The sequence below is a fragment of the Ectopseudomonas toyotomiensis genome (assembly GCF_017167985.1).
Taxonomy (GTDB): Bacteria; Pseudomonadota; Gammaproteobacteria; order Pseudomonadales; family Pseudomonadaceae; genus Aquipseudomonas; species Aquipseudomonas toyotomiensis.
The window spans coordinates 3704664-3720925 of record NZ_CP070505.1 but is presented as its reverse complement, the minus strand read 5'-3'; the positions used below and the strand labels follow the sequence as shown (position 1 = coordinate 3720925).

17 protein-coding genes are annotated in these 16262 nt (G+C 62.7%); 8 read left to right on the top strand and 9 right to left on the bottom strand.

Annotation, left to right across the window (positions count from 1 at the left end; translation table 11 throughout):
* The first annotated feature begins 9 nt into the window (after positions 1-9).
* Complete coding sequence (locus JWV26_RS17100; protein ID WP_206417399.1) at positions 10-1845, top strand: ABC transporter ATP-binding protein; 1836 nt, start codon at positions 10-12, stop codon at positions 1843-1845.
* 151 nt (positions 1846-1996) lie between these two features.
* On the opposite strand, the gene JWV26_RS17095 is transcribed toward JWV26_RS17100, so the two are convergent.
* A complete protein-coding gene (locus tag JWV26_RS17095) occupies positions 1997-3322 on the bottom strand; it encodes a DEAD/DEAH box helicase (protein ID WP_079784344.1) in 1326 nt (441 codons plus the stop codon).
* Between the two features lie 198 nt (positions 3323-3520).
* Here JWV26_RS17095 and JWV26_RS17090 point away from each other — a divergent pair, with 198 nt between their 5' ends.
* Together JWV26_RS17090 and JWV26_RS17085 are read left to right on the top strand one after the other, a co-directional pair.
* A complete protein-coding gene (locus JWV26_RS17090; RefSeq protein ID WP_206417398.1) occupies positions 3521-3925 on the top strand; it encodes an anti-virulence regulator CigR family protein in 405 nt (134 codons plus the stop codon).
* Positions 3926-4023: 98 nt separating this feature from the next.
* Complete coding sequence (locus JWV26_RS17085) at positions 4024-4602, top strand: dihydrofolate reductase family protein (protein ID WP_206417397.1); 579 nt, start codon at positions 4024-4026, stop codon at positions 4600-4602.
* On the opposite strand, the gene rarD is transcribed toward JWV26_RS17085, so the two are convergent.
* The 4 genes from rarD to JWV26_RS17065 all read right to left on the bottom strand — a co-directional run bounded on the left by rarD (position 4589) and on the right by JWV26_RS17065 (position 7579).
* Entirely contained in the window at positions 4589-5494 is a 906-nt protein-coding gene (rarD, locus tag JWV26_RS17080) for an EamA family transporter RarD (protein ID WP_206417396.1), read from the bottom strand. The genes JWV26_RS17085 and rarD overlap by 14 nt on opposite strands.
* Complete coding sequence (locus JWV26_RS17075) at positions 5494-6366, bottom strand: carboxylate/amino acid/amine transporter (RefSeq protein WP_072422751.1); 873 nt, start codon at positions 6364-6366, stop codon at positions 5494-5496. The genes rarD and JWV26_RS17075 overlap by 1 nt, the downstream gene beginning before the upstream one ends.
* A gap of 163 nt (positions 6367-6529) precedes the next feature.
* Entirely contained in the window at positions 6530-7129 is a 600-nt protein-coding gene (locus JWV26_RS17070) for an FMN-dependent NADH-azoreductase (protein WP_206417395.1), read from the bottom strand.
* Positions 7130-7264: 135 nt separating this feature from the next.
* Positions 7265-7579 carry a 3-phosphoglycerate kinase gene (locus tag JWV26_RS17065; RefSeq protein ID WP_206417394.1) on the bottom strand — a complete coding sequence of 105 codons (315 nt, stop codon included), beginning with the start codon at positions 7577-7579 and terminating at the stop codon, positions 7265-7267.
* 77 nt (positions 7580-7656) lie between these two features.
* Between JWV26_RS17065 and JWV26_RS17060 the strand changes: the two genes are divergently transcribed.
* From JWV26_RS17060 to JWV26_RS17050, 3 genes are read left to right on the top strand one after another with little or no spacing between them, the layout of a single operon-like run.
* Positions 7657-8583: a LysR family transcriptional regulator gene (locus JWV26_RS17060; RefSeq protein ID WP_017677935.1), complete on the top strand. Its 927-nt coding sequence runs from the start codon at positions 7657-7659 to the stop codon at positions 8581-8583.
* Positions 8584-8593: 10 nt separating this feature from the next.
* Positions 8594-9391 carry an alpha/beta fold hydrolase gene (locus tag JWV26_RS17055; RefSeq protein WP_072422754.1) on the top strand — a complete coding sequence of 266 codons (798 nt, stop codon included), beginning with the start codon at positions 8594-8596 and terminating at the stop codon, positions 9389-9391.
* A gap of 5 nt (positions 9392-9396) precedes the next feature.
* Positions 9397-9951 (top strand): peptidylprolyl isomerase, encoded by a 555-nt coding sequence (locus tag JWV26_RS17050; RefSeq protein WP_072422755.1) that lies wholly within the window; start codon positions 9397-9399, stop codon positions 9949-9951.
* A gap of 122 nt (positions 9952-10073) precedes the next feature.
* Here the strand turns inward: JWV26_RS17050 and fpr are convergent, their stop codons facing one another.
* Positions 10074-10853: a ferredoxin-NADP reductase gene (gene fpr / locus JWV26_RS17045; protein ID WP_026041990.1), complete on the bottom strand. Its 780-nt coding sequence runs from the start codon at positions 10851-10853 to the stop codon at positions 10074-10076.
* A gap of 113 nt (positions 10854-10966) precedes the next feature.
* On the opposite strand from fpr, the gene JWV26_RS17040 reads away from it, so the two are divergent.
* Positions 10967-11893 (top strand): LysR family transcriptional regulator, encoded by a 927-nt coding sequence (locus JWV26_RS17040; RefSeq protein WP_206417393.1) that lies wholly within the window; start codon positions 10967-10969, stop codon positions 11891-11893.
* 60 nt (positions 11894-11953) lie between these two features.
* Here JWV26_RS17040 and erdR read toward each other — a convergent pair whose 3' ends face one another.
* Positions 11954-12604 carry a response regulator transcription factor ErdR gene (erdR, locus tag JWV26_RS17035; RefSeq protein WP_206417392.1) on the bottom strand — a complete coding sequence of 217 codons (651 nt, stop codon included), beginning with the start codon at positions 12602-12604 and terminating at the stop codon, positions 11954-11956.
* Between the two features lie 203 nt (positions 12605-12807).
* Here erdR and JWV26_RS17030 point away from each other — a divergent pair, with 203 nt between their 5' ends.
* Positions 12808-13734, top strand: a complete 927-nt coding sequence (locus tag JWV26_RS17030) for a DMT family transporter (protein WP_206417391.1) — start codon at positions 12808-12810, stop codon at positions 13732-13734.
* On the opposite strand, the gene JWV26_RS17025 is transcribed toward JWV26_RS17030, so the two are convergent.
* Together JWV26_RS17025 and JWV26_RS17020 are read right to left on the bottom strand one after the other, a co-directional pair.
* Positions 13694-14416, bottom strand: coding sequence for a tRNA-uridine aminocarboxypropyltransferase (locus JWV26_RS17025; protein WP_074913217.1), 723 nt, complete (start codon positions 14414-14416; stop codon positions 13694-13696). The two genes, JWV26_RS17030 and JWV26_RS17025, sit on opposite strands and share 41 nt — an antisense overlap.
* 60 nt (positions 14417-14476) lie before the next feature.
* Complete coding sequence (locus JWV26_RS17020; RefSeq protein WP_206417390.1) at positions 14477-16165, bottom strand: OmpP1/FadL family transporter; 1689 nt, start codon at positions 16163-16165, stop codon at positions 14477-14479.
* Positions 16166-16262 lie beyond the last annotated feature (97 nt).

The window sequence follows — 16262 nt, the reverse complement described above, 5'->3', positions numbered from 1 at the left end:
ACGCCTGCAATGCTGTTTCGCCGCTTCGAATCCCTGATCGACGTCTTCAAACCAAGCCCCGACGCCGCCCCGCCAACCGGCATGCTGCGCTTCTACGGCCACTACCTGAAACAGGTGTGGCCGCTGATGCTGGCAGTGCTGATCATCGGCTTCTTCGCCGCCCTGATCGAAGTCGCGCTGTTCAGCTTCCTCGGCCAGTTGATCGACATGGCCCAGGCCAGCACGGATGCCAGCAGTTTCTTCAGCGAGCACCAGAGCGAGCTGTGGTGGATGCTGCTGGTGGCGCTGATCATCCGCCCCGTGGTGTTCGGCCTGCACAACCTGCTCACGCACCAGGCAGTCAATCCGGGCCTGACCAACCTAATTCGCTGGCAGAACCACCGCTACGTGCTCAAGCAGAGCCTGAGCTTCTTCCAGAACGACTTCGCCGGGCGCATCGCTCAGCGCGTGATGCAGACCGGCCCTTCGCTGCGTGACTCGGCCATGCAGGTGATCGACGCACTGTGGCATGTGGTGGTCTATGCCGGCAGCGCGCTGTACCTGTTCGCCGCCGCCGATCTGCGCCTGGTGGTGCCGCTGTCGCTGTGGATAGTCGGCTACAGCGCAGCGCTCTGGTACTTCGTGCCGCGCATCAAGGCGCGCTCGGCGGCCGCTTCCTCGGCGCGCTCGAAGGTCATGGGGCGCGTGGTCGATGGTTACAGCAACATCGCCACGCTCAAGCTGTTCGCCCACTCGCAGGAAGAGGAAAGCTACGCCCGCGAAGCCATGCAGGATCTGCTCGACAAGTTCCGCCTGCAGTCACGCACCATCACTGCCCTGGACTTTCTCATCACCTGCCTCAACGGCGTGCTGATCGTCGGCACCGGTGCGCTGGCCCTGTGGCTGTGGAGCCAGTCGCTGATCACCACTGGCGCCATCGCCCTGGCACTGGGTCTGGTGATCCGCATCAACAACATGGCCGAATGGATCATGTGGGTGGTCAACGGCATCTTCGAGAACGTCGGCACCGTGCAGGACGGTATGCAGAGCATCGTTCAACCACGCCTAGTGCTCGACCACGCAGATGCCAAACCGCTGCAGGTGACGCAGGGCGGCGTGCGTTTCGAGGACATCCACTTCCACTACGGCAAGAAGGGCGGCGTGATCAGCGGCCTGGACATCGCCATTGCACCCGGCGAGAAAATCGGTCTGGTCGGCCCCTCCGGCGCCGGCAAGTCGACCCTGGTCAACCTGCTGCTGCGCCTGTACGACCTGGAAAGCGGTCGCATCCTGATCGACGATCAGGACATCGCCACGGTGACCCAGGAAAGCCTGCGCGCCAACATCGGCGTGGTGACCCAGGACACCGCCCTGCTGCACCGTTCGATCCGTGACAACCTGCGCTACGGCAAACCCGGTGCCAGCGACGACGAGCTCTGGGAGGCAGTACGCAAGGCCCGCGCCGATGCCTTCATCCCCACCCTCGATGACAGCCAGGGCGGACGCGGCATGGATGCTCAGGTCGGTGAACGCGGCGTGAAGCTGTCCGGTGGCCAGCGTCAGCGCATTGCCATCGCCCGCGTGCTGCTCAAGGACGCGCCGATCCTGGTGCTGGACGAAGCTACCTCGGCACTCGACTCGGAAGTGGAAGCGGCGATTCAGGAAAGCCTGGACAGCCTGATGGAAGGCAAGACGGTGATCGCCATCGCCCATCGCCTGTCGACCATCGCACGGATGGATCGGCTGGTGGTGATCGATCAGGGGCAGGTCATCGAAACCGGTACCCACGCCGAGCTGATCGCTCACGGAGGCCTGTATGCGCGCCTATGGCAGCATCAGACCGGTGGTTTCGTTGGGGTGGAATAAGGGAACTCCCCTCTCCCGCGCGGGAGAGGGGCCGGGGGAGAGGGTATGCCAGACAGCTCCGAGTTGACTGAACAACCCTCTCCCCAGCCCTCTCCCATAAATGGGAGAGGGGGCAGACCGTGCCTAAACGAAGCTATTTAGCCCAGCAGAACTATTCAGCAGCCGGCTTCTTGCGCTTGAGCGGCGCGCTACCATCGGCGCTGACCAGCACAGAAGGTTTGCCAGCCGGACGCGGGCCGGTCTTGCGCTTGGAGGCGGTGGCTTTCTTCGGGTCTTTCTTCTCGGTCTTTTTCTTCTTGCTGCCAGCTGCCTTGCCGGACGCCTTGAGGTTCTTCGGCCCCTGGTAGATGCCTTTCAGCTCCTTGATGGTGCGACGCTCGAAACGCTGTTTGAGGTAGCGCTCGATGCTCGACATCAGGTTCCAATCGGTGTGGCAGATCAGCGATACCGCCAGGCCTTCGCCCCCGGCGCGGCCGGTACGGCCGATGCGGTGCACGTACTCATCGCCGGAACGCGGCATGTCGAAGTTGATCACCAGATCCAGGCCTTCGACGTCCAGACCGCGCGCGGCCACGTCGGTGGCCACCAGAACCTTGACGGCTCCCTGGCGCAGGCGGTCGATGGCCAGCTTGCGATCCTTCTGGTCCTTCTCGCCATGCAGCACGAACGCCTTGACCCCGGCGGTCACCAGCTTGCCGTAGAGACGATCGGCCTGCACACGGGTGTTGGTGAAGACGATGGCCTTGTCATAGGCCTCGTTGGTCAGCAACCAGTCGACCAGTTGCTCCTTGTGGTAGTTATGGTCGGCCGTGATGATCTGCTGGCGAGTACCCTCATTGAGCTGGCTGACGCTGTTGAGCATCAGGTGCTGCGGGTCCTTGAGCACCTTGGCGACCATCTCGCGCAGGCCATTGCCGCCGGTGGTAGCGGAGAACAGCAGGGTCTGGTGCGGGCCGCAGGCCTCGGCAAGGCGCTGGGCGTCCTCGGCGAAGCCCATGTCGAGCATGCGGTCGGCCTCGTCGAACACCAGCACCTCGACCTCGTTCAGCGGCAGGTTGCCGGCGTTGGCGTGCTCGATCAGACGGCCCGGCGTGCCGATCAGAATATCGATCTTGCGCATCATCGCGGCTTGCACCTTGAAGTCCTCGCCACCGGTCACCAGGCCGGCCTTGAGGAAGGTGAACTGAGCGAAGCGTTCGACTTCCTTCAGCGTCTGCTGCGCCAACTCGCGGGTCGGTAGCAGGATCAGTGCACGAATGCTCACGCGCTGCTGCGAGCTGCCATCACCGAGCAGGCGATTGAGCAACGGCAGGACGAAAGCGGCGGTCTTGCCACTGCCGGTCTGGGCGATCACCCGCAGGTCCTTGCCCTCCAGCGCAGGCGGAATCGCTGCCGCCTGCACCGGAGTCGGCTCGACGAAGTTAAGCTCGGCCACGGCTTTCAGCAGGCGTTCATGCAGGGCGAATTGGGCAAACACGGGGGCACTACCTCAAAGAAATCGACAAAACGATGCATAGCCTAACGGTTTCCGCCGTCGGGGCCGAATTTCTTTGCATGAAACTCGCGTTCAGGCGACGACGGACGGCTGTCTGGAGTCGCTATCCGGCAGGAGCGGGCCGGAACCGGGAGCGCGCGCCGGATATCCAATCTGTATCCACCCGAAGAGCGCTGCCCCATGCCCATGAAATCCCAGACCACTCTCAGTATCGGCCTGTGCGTCCTGTTGGCCGCGTCGCCAGTGCTTGCCAACCCGCCTCCCGGCAAAGGCAAACCGGGCCAGCATGATGGCGTCCAGATCGATCTGCGCGGCCCGACCGTGGATGTTGGAAGGGTGCGCATCATCCTCGGCGACAATCGTCAGTTGATCGGCCCGACCTCCTCCCTGCCACCGGGCATCGCCAAGAACCTGGCCCGCGGCAAACCACTGCCACCGGGTATCGCCAAGAACTTCGACAGCCGCCTGATCTCGCGCCTGCCCTATTACGAGGGCTACGAATGGAAGCAGATCGGCCGTGACGTGGTGCTGGTCGCCATCGCGACCGGAATCGTCTACGAAATCCTGCGCAACGTTCTCGACTGAGAGACTATCGCGCGGCCACCCGACAAGCGGTACGGCGCGCGACGAACTTGTCTCGGCGGCGCCACTCCAATTTTCAGATGGCCCGCCGAGGTGCAATGATGAACCCGTCACTGATCTATCACGTCACTTCGAGCCTCGATGGCTACATCGCTCGCCCCGATGGGCGCATCGACTGGTTCGACTCGCTACGCCAGGCCGATGAAGAATATGCCTTTCAGTACTTCTACTCCGGCATCAACGCACTGCTGATGGGCCGAGGCACTTACGAGGCCCTCCTCAAGCGCGGTGGCCCATGGCCCTACCCCAGCAAGCCCTGCGTGGTGCTGACTCGCCTCGCCCTGCCGCGCGCCGCAGACGAAATCCAGCTGACCCACTGCACGCCTGCTCAAGCCATGGCGGCATTGAACGAAGCCGGCTTCCAGCGTATCTGGCTGGTCGGTGGCAGCCTGCTGGCGGGTAACTGCTACACCGCCGGGCTGATCGACGAGGTGGTGATCAATCTGGTGCCGCACCTGCTCGGCGCCGGTATCCCGTTGCTGGCCACGGGCATGGAACGCAGCCTGACCCTAAGCGACCAGCGCCGCTTCAACAGTGGCACCCTGCAGGTGCATTATCGGGTGCAGAAGCAGGCCAATGTGCCGACGCAGATCCCCGCGCCGCGTATCAACGTGGCCTGATGCTCTCGCGCTGCTGCTTGCGCAGCAGCCGAGCGCTGTCCCAGCCAACCAGCAGCACAGCTCCCCAGATCGGCAGATAGGTCAGCCATTGCCCGCTGTCGAAGCGCTCGCCCAGCACCAGCAGCGCCACGGCGAACAACAGCACCGGCTCGACATAACTGAGAATGCCGAACAGCCCCAAGGGCAACAACCGGCTCGATGCCATGTAAGCGGCGAACGCCAGGGTGCCGATCAACGCCATCAGCGGTACCAGCAGCCATAGCAAGGGACGATCGCTGAACGCCCCCACCGAGCCGTATGCGATGATCAGCCAGATCGCCAACGGTGCCAGCACCAGCATCTCCAGCACGAAACCGGACAAGGCATCCAGGCGCATCCAGCGGCGCAGCATGAAATAAGGCGGGTAACCCAGTGCGGTGATCAGCGTCAGCCAGGAAAACGCCTGGGTACGCCACAACTCGTGCAGCACGCCGAGCATGGCGCAGGTCACCGCCAACTGCTGCAGCGGGCGCAGGCGCTCGCCGTAGAACAGCCTACCGGTCAGCACCATCGCCAACGGCAGCAGGAAGTAGCCCATGGACACTTCCAGCATGTGCCCGGCCAATGGCGCCCAGAGAAACAGCCCCCACTGCACGCCGATCAGCGCCGCTGCCAGCGGGCAGGCGGCCAACAACAGCGGCTCGCGACGCAGACGCACGAAGGTCTCGCGCAGCAAGCTGGTCTGCCGCGCCAGCAGTACCAGCAGCAAGACCAGGGGAATCGACCAGAGCACACGCTGAGCGAATATCTGCACGCCATCGAGCGGCGTCAGCCACTGCACGTAGCCAGGCAACACGGCAAACAGCATCGACGCGCCAACCGATAACGCCACACCCCGCCCGGACAGTTGCATCAGTGCACCTCGGCAGGCGTACGACGCGTGCGTCCCAGACTGACCAGCGGTAGCGAAGCGGCAATCACCACACCGCCCAAGGCCAGGCGCAACAGGTCAGCGTCGTGATTCCAGATCAGCAGATTGACCAGCAAGCCGGCAGGCACCAGTGCGTTGTTCATCACCGCCAGGGTGCCGCCATCGACCAGGCTGGCGCCTTGGTTCCACCAGTACAGTCCCAATCCGGACGCAACCACACCAAGCCAGACCAGCACGCTCCACTGCAGTGCGGTGCTCGGCAGTCGCTCGCCGTTGCCCAGCAGCAGGAAGGCTGGCAGCGCAATCAGCAGCGCGCCCAGGTAGAAGAAACCAAAACGCTTGTATTGCGGCTCGGTGGAGGGGTATTTGAGCAGCAGATGCTTGTACAGCACCTGCCCGGCGGCGAAGGTGAAGTTGGCCACCTGCAGCAACAGAAAACCGAGCAAAAAGCCGCTGCTGATACCGTCGTAGCGGATGATCCCGGCGCCCAGCACCGCGACCAGCGCAGCCAGTAGTGCCCAGGGGTTGAATCGGCGATTGAGGGCATCCTCGATCAGCGTCACATGCAGCGGCGTGAGGATGGTGAACAGCAGCACCTCCGGCACCGTGAGCACCGAGAAACTCAGGTACAGGCAGACATAGGTGATGCCGAACTGCAGGGCACCGATCAGCAGCATGCCGCGCACGAACGCCGGAGCATGACCGCGCCAACGGGTCAGCGGCACGAACAGCAAGCCGGCAATGACGATGCGCGTCAGCACCGCAAAATAGCTGTCGACCCGACCGGCCAGGTACTCACCGATCAGGCTGAAGGAAAACGCCCACAGCAGGGTCACTATCAGCAGATATCGCACAGCCACCTCCCAAGGAAGGCGGCGACCTTAGCGCGTTCCCCTGCGCCGGACAATCCATGCGCCGGACTGCGCTGTCCAGCCAGATAAAAAAGCCGGCCACTTCGTCACGAAGCGACCGGCATAGCACGCCCACTAGCGGGCGCTCAGGAGAGTCGGATCGGCATCAGGCCACTTCAGCCATCTTGGCCTTGGCCTGAGCCAGGCCTTTTTCGCTGAACTCGGCGCCCAGGTTCAGGCCTTCGGCATGGATGAACTGCACGTCATGGATACCGATAAAGGCCAGTGCCTGGCGCAGGTAGGGCTCCTGATGATCCAGCGCGCTACCGGCGTAGATACCACCACGGGCGGTGAGCACGAAGGCACGCTTGCCGGTCAGCAGGCCCTGGGGGCCGGTTTCGGTGTACTTGAAGGTGACGCCGGCGCGCAGCACATGATCCAGCCAGGCCTTGAGGGTACTGGGGATGGCGAAGTTGTACATCGGCGCAGCCAGCACCAGCACATCGGCAGCCAGCAACTCATCGGTGAGTTGATTGGAGCGGGCCAGGGCAGCCTTCTCGGCATCGTTCTGCTGCTCGCTCGGAGTCATCCAGCCACCCAGCAGCGTGGCGTCGAGATGCGGTACCGGCTCGGCCGCCAGATCACGCACCTGGACCTGATCAGCCGGGTGCGCAGCCTGCCAGTTGGCGATGAACTGCTGGGTCAGTTCGCGGGAGACCGAACCTTGCTGGCGGGCGCTGCTTTCGATTACGAGAATACGGGACATGTCTGAGGCTCCATCGAGGTGGTTACGAGTCGATGGAACACAGAGTAGAGATACGAATTTCGATTAAAAAGCGCAAATATCCGCTTATATATATCGACTAAATTGATTTATCGAGCCATCGCATCTAGGCTTTCATCACTTCAGATTGCAGGTCAGGTTGATCCGCAGGCGAATCACGCTACGGGTGAACTTGACCGTCATGTTGTTGCTGGCGCCAGGCGCCAACACGCTACGCCGGGTACGTGGCGCTTCCGGGCCATTGCGGAACACCGCGCTGCACTCAGCCTCGCTCTGGCCATAGTTGTAGAGCATCAGCGCGGCCATGTTGTGGTCGATTTCATGGGTGGTCGCGGACACCTCGGCGCCGTTGAACTGCTTTTCCACCTCGATGGGATAGGTATGGGCGGCCAGCGGTAGAAAGGCGAACAGCAAGCAGATTATTTTTTTCATCGGTGCTCTCCAACATGGGATCGCCAGTGTAGGTGGAGATCGTCGGCGATAACAGCCGATTCAAGCAGGATGATGTTATGAAAGCTCCTCGTGTAACCCTGGATCAATGGCGCACGCTGCAGGCCGTGGTGGATCAGGGCGGCTTCGCCCAGGCTGCCGACGTACTGCACCGCTCGCAATCCTCGGTCAGCTATACCGTGGCGCGCATGCAGGAACAGCTCGGCGTACCGCTGCTGCGCATCGACGGGCGCAAGGCCGTGCTCACCGAGGCCGGCGACGTGCTGCTGCGCCGTTCGCGGCAACTGGTCAAACAGGCCAGCCAGCTGGAAGATCTGGCTCACCACATGGAACAAGGCTGGGAAGCCGAGGTACGCCTGGTGGTGGACGCCGCCTACCCCACCGCCAACCTCGTCCGTGCCCTGACCGCCTTCATGCCGCAGAGCCGCGGCTGTCGTGTGCGCCTGCGTGAGGAGGTGCTGTCTGGAGTAGAGGAAGTACTGCTCGAAGGCACTGCCGACCTGGCCATCAGCGCGCTGAACATCACTGGCCACCTCGGCATCGAACTGGGTGAAGTGGAATTCGTCGCCGTCGCCAACCCGGAACACCCACTACACCGCCTGCAACGCGAGCTGAGCTTCCAGGATCTGGAAGGCCAGATGCAGGTAGTCACCCGTGACAGCGGCCGACTGCAGCCGCGCGACGCCGGCTGGCTCGGCGCGGAGCAGCGCTGGACGGTGGGCAGCCTGCCGACCGCACGCACCTTCGTCAGCAGCGGCCTGGGCTTCGCCTGGCTGCCGCGCCATCTGATCGTCCGCGAACTGCAGGATGGTCTGCTGAAACCTCTGCCCCTGACTCAGGGCGCTATCCGCAAACCGCGCTTCTTTCTCTACAGCAACAAGGAACGCGTACTCGGCCCGGCCACGCAGATTCTCATCGAGCTGATCAAGAACTTCGATGCCGCCCCTCTGGACGCACCCTTCGCCGCACCGCAGTCGACTAACTGAGAGCCCCGCCATGCCCTACTTCGACAACGATGGCTGTCAGCTGCATTACGAAGAATACGGCCACGGTTCGCCACTGCTACTGGTGCATGGCCTGGGCTCGAGCACGCGCGACTGGGAGTACCAGATCCCCGTACTGAGTCAGCACTACCGGGTGATCGTTCTCGACATTCGCGGCCATGGCCGCTCGGACAAACCACGCGAGGCTTATCGCATTGCCGACTTCGCCGAGGATGTCGTCGCCCTGATCGAACACCTGCATCTGCCGCCGGTGCATCTGGTGGGCATCTCCATGGGCGGCATGATCGGCTTCCAGCTTGGCGTCGACCGCCCCGAACTGTTGCGCAGCCTGACCATCGTCAACAGCGGCCCGGAGGTGAAGGCCAAGAGTGCGCGGGACTGGCTGGAGATCGGCAAGCGCTGGACGCTATCGCGTCTGCTCAGCCTGGAAACCATCGCCAAGGCGCTGGGCAAGTTGTTGTTCCCCAAGCCCGAGCAGGCCGAATTGCGGCGCAAGATCGAAGAACGCTGGCCGCAGAACGACAAGCGCGCCTACCTCGCCAGCCTCGACGCGATCATCGGCTGGGGCGTGCGGGAACGCCTCGATCGCATCACCTGTCCTACCCTGGTGATTACCGCCGACCACGACTACACGCCTGTTGAACGCAAGCGCGAGTACGTGGCAGAAATGCCCAACGCGCGCCTGCTGGTGATCGAAAATTCGCGCCACGCCACACCACTGGATCAACCGGAACGCTTTAATAACGCCCTGCTCGCCTTTCTCGGCGAAACTGCCAACAAGGAAAACTGACCATCATGCTCAAGCAACTCGTTCTCGCCACCGGCGCCCTGCTGCTGTCGACCAGTCTGCTCGCCGCGGAAAACCCCAAGGTGTTGCTGACCACCAGCCTCGGCGAAGTGGAAATCGAACTGGCCGCCGACAAGGCGCCGATCAGCACGCAGAACTTCCTCAAGTACGTCGACAGTGGCTTCTACAACGGCACCCAGTTCCACCGGGTGATTCCGGGCTTCATGGTTCAGGGCGGCGGTTTCGATGCCGACATGCGCCAAAAGGACACCGACGCACCGATCAAGAACGAGGCCGACAATGGCCTGCATAACGTTCGTGGCACCCTGGCCATGGCTCGCACGCAGGTACGCGATTCGGCCACCAGCCAGTTCTTCATTAACCACAAGGACAACGCCTTCCTCGACCACAGCTCGCGCGACTTCGGCTACGCCGTATTCGGCAAGGTGACCCGTGGCATGGACGTGGTGGACAAGATCGCCCAGGTGCCCACCGGCAACCGCGGCATGCACCAGAACGTACCGCGCGAGCCGGTGCTGATCATCGATGCCAAGCGTCTGTAAGACACTGATGTAGCCCGTAGCCCGGATGCAATCCGGGAGGATTGCATCCGGGCTACGATGCGTGAATTGCCTGAAACGACAAAGCCGCCCAATCGGGCGGCTTTGTCATTGAACGGTGACGCTTATTTTTCCACGAAGGCGCGCTCGATCAGATAATCACCCGGCTCACGCATGCGCGGGGAAATCTTCAGACCGAAGCTGTCGAGCACTTCGCTGGTTTCGTCGAGCATGCTCGGGCTGCCGCAGATCATGGCGCGGTCGTCCTGCGGATTGATCGGCGGCAGGCCGATATCGGCGAACAGCTTGCCGCTGCGCATCAGGTCGGTCAGACGGCCCTGGTTCTCGAACGGCTCGCGGGTCACGGTCGGGTAGTAGATCAGCTTGTCCTTCAGGGCATCACCGAAGAATTCGTTCTGCGGCAGATGCTCGGTGATGAACTCGCGATAGGCGACTTCGTTCACGTAGCGCACGCCATGAACCAGGATCACCTTCTCGAAGCGCTCGTAGGTTTCCGGGTCCTGGATCACGCTCATGAACGGTGCCAGACCGGTGCCGGTGCTGAGCAGATAGAGGTGCTTGCCGGGGTTGAGATCATCGAGCACCAGCGTGCCGGTGGGCTTCTTGCTGATGATGATCTCGTCGCCTTCCTTCAGGTGCTGCAGCTGCGAGGTCAGCGGACCGTCCGGCACCTTGATGCTGAAGAATTCCAGATGCTCTTCCCAGTTCGGGCTGGCGATGGAGTAGGCGCGCATCAGCGGGCGGCCATTGTCCTGCTGCAGACCGATCATCACGAACTGACCATTCTCGAAGCGCAGGCCCGGATCACGGGTGCACTTGAAGCTGAACAGCGTATCGTTCCAGTGGTGGACGCTGAGCACGCGCTCGACGTTCATATTGCTCATGATGATTTCCTCGAAGAACTTCAGCGCCAAAGGCGCGATTGCGCGGCATTCTATTCGCGGCAACAATATCTGTTAAGTGGATTATCAAGATATAGGTTATCGGTTATATCGATATGCGATTTACTCTCAGACAACTTCAGGTATTCGTCGCCGTGGCGCAGCATGAAAGCGTCTCGCGCGCCGCGCAATCGCTCGCATTGTCGCAGTCTGCGACCAGCACTTCGCTGACCGAACTGGAACGCCAATCCGACTGCCAGCTGTTCGATCGCGCCGGCAAGCGCCTGGCGCTCAATGCCCTGGGCCGGCAGTTGCTACCCGAGGCGGTGGCCCTGATTGATCAGGCCCGAGAGATCGAGCGTCTGCTGGGGGGCAAGAGCGGTTATGGCTCGCTGAACGTCGGCGCCACCCTGACCGTGGGCAATTACCTGGCCACCCTGCTGATCGGCAGCTTCATGCAGCGCCATCCCGAATGCAGGGTGAAGCTGCAGGTGCATAACACCGCTCATGTGGTGCAACAGATCGCGCATTACGAACTGGACCTCGGTTTGATCGAAGGCGACTGCCAGCACCCGGACATCGAGGTGCAGCCCTGGGTGGAGGATGAGCTGGTGGTGTTCTGCGCGCCGCAGCACCCACTGGCCCTGCGCGGCAGTGCCAGCCTGGAGGAGCTGACGCACGAAGCCTGGATTCTGCGTGAGCAAGGCTCGGGCACGCGCCTGACCTTCGATCAGGCCATGCGGCATCATCCGCGCAACCTGAATATCCGCCTGGAGCTGGAACACACCGAGGCAATCAAACGCGCCGTGGAGTCAGGCCTGGGTATCGGTTGCATTTCGCGTCTGGCGCTGCGCGACGCCTTTCGTCGCGGCAGTCTGATGCCAGTGGAGACGCCGCAGCTAGACCTGCGCCGGCAGTTCTACTTCATCTGGCACAAGCAGAAGTACCAGACAGCGGCGATGCGCGAGTTTCTCGAACAATGCCGCGCGCTGACTGCTGGCGTCAGTCGTAGCGATCAGATCGTGCTGCCGCCGATCGTCTGAGTGGCTTGGCTGAGCAGAATGATCGCTCAGACCGGCATGCGGTGGATCGCGGACAGGTTCTCACTGCGCAGGGATCGACTCCATCTGCTGCAACAACAACGCTGCCTGGGTGCGTGTACGCACGCCCAGCTTGCGGAAGATCGCCGTCACATGCGCCTTGACCGTCGCCTCGGATACGCTCAACTCGTAGGCGATCTGCTTGTTCAGCAGGCCTTCGCAGACCATGGTCAATACGCGGAACTGCTGCGGCGTCAGGCTGGCGAGGCCGGCACTGGCCGCCTTGGCCTCAGCGGAAACCGGGGCACTGTCTTCGTCCAACGGTGGCCACCAGGTATCGCCATCGAGTACCTGACGCACGGCCTGCTGCAGGGTTTCCAGCGGGCTGGATTTGGGGATGAAGCCGCTGGCACCGAACTCACGGGACCGGTTGACCACGGACGCCTCTTCCTGAGCGGAGATCATCACCACAGGAATCTGCGGGTACTGCCCGCGCAACAGTACCAGGCCGGAGAAACCATAGGCACCGGGCATGTTGAGGTCGAGCAGGACCAGGTCCCAATCACTCTTGGCGGCCAGGTGGCCTTCAAGCTCGGCGATGCTGGCAGCTTCGACCAGACGCACTTCAGGTCCCAGGCCCAGGGTCAATGCTTGTTGTAGCGCGCTGCGAAACAGCGGGTGGTCGTCGGCAATCAGGATTTCGTAGGCGGCCATTGGCAGATCCTGTTCTTGTTATGAGTGGCACTGAGGTGAGTATGGCAGTGCTTTTCGCCTGAAGACCCGCTCAAGCCTGCTCATTGAGCATCACAGACTCCCCACTCGGACCGACGGCGGCGCTCAGCATGCCGAGCTGTGGCGGGGTGGTCAAGCTCAATGCTTTGCGGCACGATGCGCAGCTTTCCTGCCGAGACGCCCTGATGCGAAGCCAAGCCCTGCGCGCTGACCTGTTGATGCTGATTACCGCGATGATCTGGGGCAGCGCCTTCGTCGCCCAGCGTCTGGGCATGGATAACATCGGCCCCTTCCTTTATACCGGCCTGCGCTTCGCCCTCGCCTGCCTGGTCCTGTTGCCGGTGCTGGCTTTGCTGCAACGTCGCTCGCAGCGCCCCGCTGCACCGCTGAACCGCAACCTGCTGGTGGGTGGCGTGATCATGGGTCTGGCGCTGTCGCTGGGGATCAATCTGCAGCAGGTTGGCCTGCTGTTCACCACGGTGACCAACTCAGGCTTCATCACCGGGTTGTACGTGATCGTGGTACCGATTCTCGGCCTGCTGATCGGCCAACGCAGCAGCGCCGGCATCTGGTTGGGCGCCAGCCTGGCAGTGGTCGGCATGTTCCTGCTCAGCGTCGGCGAAGGCTTCACCGTGGCCTCCGGCGACTGGTTGCAGTTGGCTGGCGCCTTCGTCTGGGGCGTGCATGTGTTGCTGGTGGGATTCTTCGCCAGCCGTCACGACCCGCTGCGCCTGGCTTTCATCCAGTTCGCCACCTGCGCGGTGATCAGCCTGATCCTGGCGCTGGTGTTCGAGACCGCGACACTGGACGGCATCATTGCCGCTGGGCCGGCCATCCTCTACGGCGGTGTGTTCGGCGTGGCGATCGGTTTCACCCTGCAGGTGGTGGCGCAGCAGCATGCCATCGCCTCGCATGCGGCGATCATCCTCTCGCTGGAAGCCGTATTCGCTGCCATCGCCGGCGCCCTGTTGCTGAGCGAAGTGCTGGCACCGCGCGGCTATCTGGGTTGTGCGCTGATGTTCGGCGGCATGCTGCTGGCGCAGCTGTGGCCCAAGCCGCTGCCCAGCGAACTCAGCGGTACGTCTGCAAACGCTGGTGCAGAGCGTCGTTGAGATCCAGCGGCAGACGCCGTTTGGCAGCCAGGTAGTGCTGGCTGAACACATCGAGATAATCGTCCAGCGCCTCGCCGGCACGCAGGTCGCCAGCCAGCTCCAGGCACATGGCGGCCACCTCGGCGGTGCACAGGTGCTCGCCACGAGTGGAGCGACGCAGGCGATAGCGCGATAGCTGCGCCGGCGTCAGGCTCAGCACCGGTAGCGCATCCAGATAGGGGCTCTTGCGAAACATCTTGCGCGCCTCGGTCCAGGTGGCATCGAGCAGCACGAACAGCGGCCGCTTGCCGGGCGCAAGCCGCACCTCCTCCACCACGCGCTGCGGCGCCACGTACTCACCGGGAAACACCAGATAAGGCTGCCACTGCGGATCGGCCAGCAACTCCAGCAGCGCCGGGTCGACGGCAGTGCGCGTCCAGCCGAAGGCGTGGGTTTCAGGCACCACATCAGCGATCAGCCAGCCGGTATTGCTCGGTTTCAACGCCTCGATGTCATGCATCACCAGGCACATGGCGGCATTGGCCTCGACCTGCGGGCGCCAGGCGCACAGGCAATGGGTCGGCTGCACCCGGCAGTGCGGGCAGCGCTCGGCGCGCGAACCACGGGCAATAAAAGGTTTGAGGCTGCGCGCCAGGCGCTCTGTGCGCAGGCGGGCGACGGCATGTGGGGCTGGATGGGTCATGGCGGGAGCAACAGCGAACGGGGGTGGGATTCTACCACCCCCGTTCGCCGCTCAGATGGATCAGAAGGTATGGTTCAACGCCAGGCCGATGAAGTGGATGTGGGTGTTGTACTCCCCGGTGTAATTGCCACCGTTGCCGGTGCAGCGCACGCCGCTATCCTGGTACAGCCCGCCGGCGCCTGGCACCCAGCCGGCCGGGGAGCAGCCGTCCTGGTAGTCCATCTTGCCGCTGGAGAACTGCACGTAGCTGTAGGCGAAGTCCAGCGAAGTATCGCGCATCACCTTGTAGTTGGCGCCGAACGACAGCCAGTAGCGATCCGCATCGGGAAAGGCCGGATGACGTAGCTGCGGAGAATTGACCGGCGAGCGGTCGTAGGCAACCCCCGTGCGCAGCAGCAGGTCATCGCTGTACTGGTAGTTCATGCCCAGGGAGATCTTGTAGCTGTCCTTCCAGTCCTGCTTGACGCTCAGGTCGCCCTCGGTCACGCCATTGAAGTAGGGATAGCCGGCCACCTGATCGATGCCGATACGCACTTCGTCGAGCCGCGAGTGGCGGGTGAAGGTCAGATCCGCCATCAGCGCCACCTTGTCGTTGAGCTGATGGAAGGCGTTGAAGGAGAGCATCTCCGGCGTGTCGATGGCGGTCTTGCCCTTGGAGTTTGGGTGCAACCTGGAGCCGGCGAAATCGCCAGGGTTGACCCAGTTGTCAGGGTCCAGCACCTGCCCCAATGCATCGGCTGGCGGCAAGGTGATGATGCCGAGATCGATGCCACCGCTCAGATCGGTATCGGGTGAAGGCACGCTGCCGGACACGCCGGCGAAGCTCCACTTGGTCTCACCCTCAAGGGTGTGGCGAATGTTGGAACGATAGGACACGCCAAAGCGCGTCGAGTCGGTCGGTTCCCACATGTAGCCGATATTCCAGCCAAAACCCCAGTCATCACCCTTGACCCGGAAATAGCCGTCGCCCTGGACGTTGTCGGCGAAATTCTTCGCCACGCAGTCGACGAAAGCGTCATCGGCCTGACCGTCGCAACTGCTGATCTCACTGGGCACATTGATGCCGTATAACAGCGGAATGGCGAACTGACCAAGCGGTGATGCGGCCAGCTCGGTCAGTTCCTGATTGGCGGTGACGAACTGCCCAGCCAACTGCCGCGACGCACCTTTGACATCCGCCGCACCGCGCTGCACCGACTTGATGTACTGCGCCGAAACACCGAAACCGATGCTGTGGTGTTCATTGAACCGAAAGGCAATGCTCGGGTTGAAGGTCACCGTCTCCAGGCTGGCCGACTGGATGCCGTAGCGCCCGGCCCAGTCCTCCTTGTAGTCGAGCTTCGCGCCGAACGGGGTAAAGATGCCCAGACCGATCGTCACCCGGTCGTTGATCTCGTGGGAAAAATAGAAGTTGGGCGCAGCGGCGGCATCGGGCAGGAACTCGCCGGCATCGCCCGACACCGGATTGCCGAACACATCGCGGCTACCCTTGTCCTCGTAATCGCCGTCCGGCAGCAGAATGCTCAGACCGGAAGTCACCTGGGTGCCCTTGAGCCGGGCTAAGCCAGCGGGGTTGTAGAAAATGGTCGAAGGGTCGGCCGCCTCGGCACCGTTGGCATGTGCCGAACCCTGCGCCGCCACCGATTGCGAACCGAAGTGATAACCGGATGCCTGCACCTGCGCAACGGGCAAAACCAGTAAACTGCCGACCATCACCCGCGATGGCCAGCGCCGAAAGAGCATTGTCATTGTTATTCTCCTGCACGCTGCTTGAACACCGCGCAGTCCTTCCTGCACCAGCGGCAGACTTCAGGCAGGTCTGTACTGGCGACGTCCGACTGCGACG

Excerpts from the sequence above, each read along its gene's own strand:
- JWV26_RS17040 (WP_206417393.1), top strand. The coding sequence starts at position 10,967 with ATGCGATTTACTCTCAGACAACTTCAGGTATTCGTCGCCGTGGCGCAG.
- JWV26_RS17065 (WP_206417394.1), bottom strand. The coding sequence starts at position 7,579 with ATGAAAAAAATAATCTGCTTGCTGTTCGCCTTTCTACCGCTGGCCGCC.
- erdR (WP_206417392.1), bottom strand. The coding sequence starts at position 12,604 with ATGGCCGCCTACGAAATCCTGATTGCCGACGACCACCCGCTGTTTCGC.
- JWV26_RS17055 (WP_072422754.1), top strand. The coding sequence starts at position 8,594 with ATGCCCTACTTCGACAACGATGGCTGTCAGCTGCATTACGAAGAATAC.
- JWV26_RS17085 (WP_206417397.1), top strand. The coding sequence starts at position 4,024 with ATGAACCCGTCACTGATCTATCACGTCACTTCGAGCCTCGATGGCTAC.
- JWV26_RS17100 (WP_206417399.1), top strand. The coding sequence starts at position 10 with ATGCTGTTTCGCCGCTTCGAATCCCTGATCGACGTCTTCAAACCAAGC.
- rarD (WP_206417396.1), bottom strand. The coding sequence starts at position 5,494 with ATGCAACTGTCCGGGCGGGGTGTGGCGTTATCGGTTGGCGCGTCGATG.
- JWV26_RS17050 (WP_072422755.1), top strand. The coding sequence starts at position 9,397 with ATGCTCAAGCAACTCGTTCTCGCCACCGGCGCCCTGCTGCTGTCGACC.
- JWV26_RS17020 (WP_206417390.1), bottom strand. The coding sequence starts at position 16,165 with ATGACAATGCTCTTTCGGCGCTGGCCATCGCGGGTGATGGTCGGCAGT.
- JWV26_RS17060 (WP_017677935.1), top strand. The coding sequence starts at position 7,657 with ATGAAAGCTCCTCGTGTAACCCTGGATCAATGGCGCACGCTGCAGGCC.
- JWV26_RS17030 (WP_206417391.1), top strand. The coding sequence starts at position 12,808 with ATGCGAAGCCAAGCCCTGCGCGCTGACCTGTTGATGCTGATTACCGCG.
- fpr (WP_026041990.1), bottom strand. The coding sequence starts at position 10,853 with ATGAGCAATATGAACGTCGAGCGCGTGCTCAGCGTCCACCACTGGAAC.
- JWV26_RS17025 (WP_074913217.1), bottom strand. The coding sequence starts at position 14,416 with ATGACCCATCCAGCCCCACATGCCGTCGCCCGCCTGCGCACAGAGCGC.
- JWV26_RS17070 (WP_206417395.1), bottom strand. The coding sequence starts at position 7,129 with ATGTCCCGTATTCTCGTAATCGAAAGCAGCGCCCGCCAGCAAGGTTCG.
- JWV26_RS17090 (WP_206417398.1), top strand. The coding sequence starts at position 3,521 with ATGCCCATGAAATCCCAGACCACTCTCAGTATCGGCCTGTGCGTCCTG.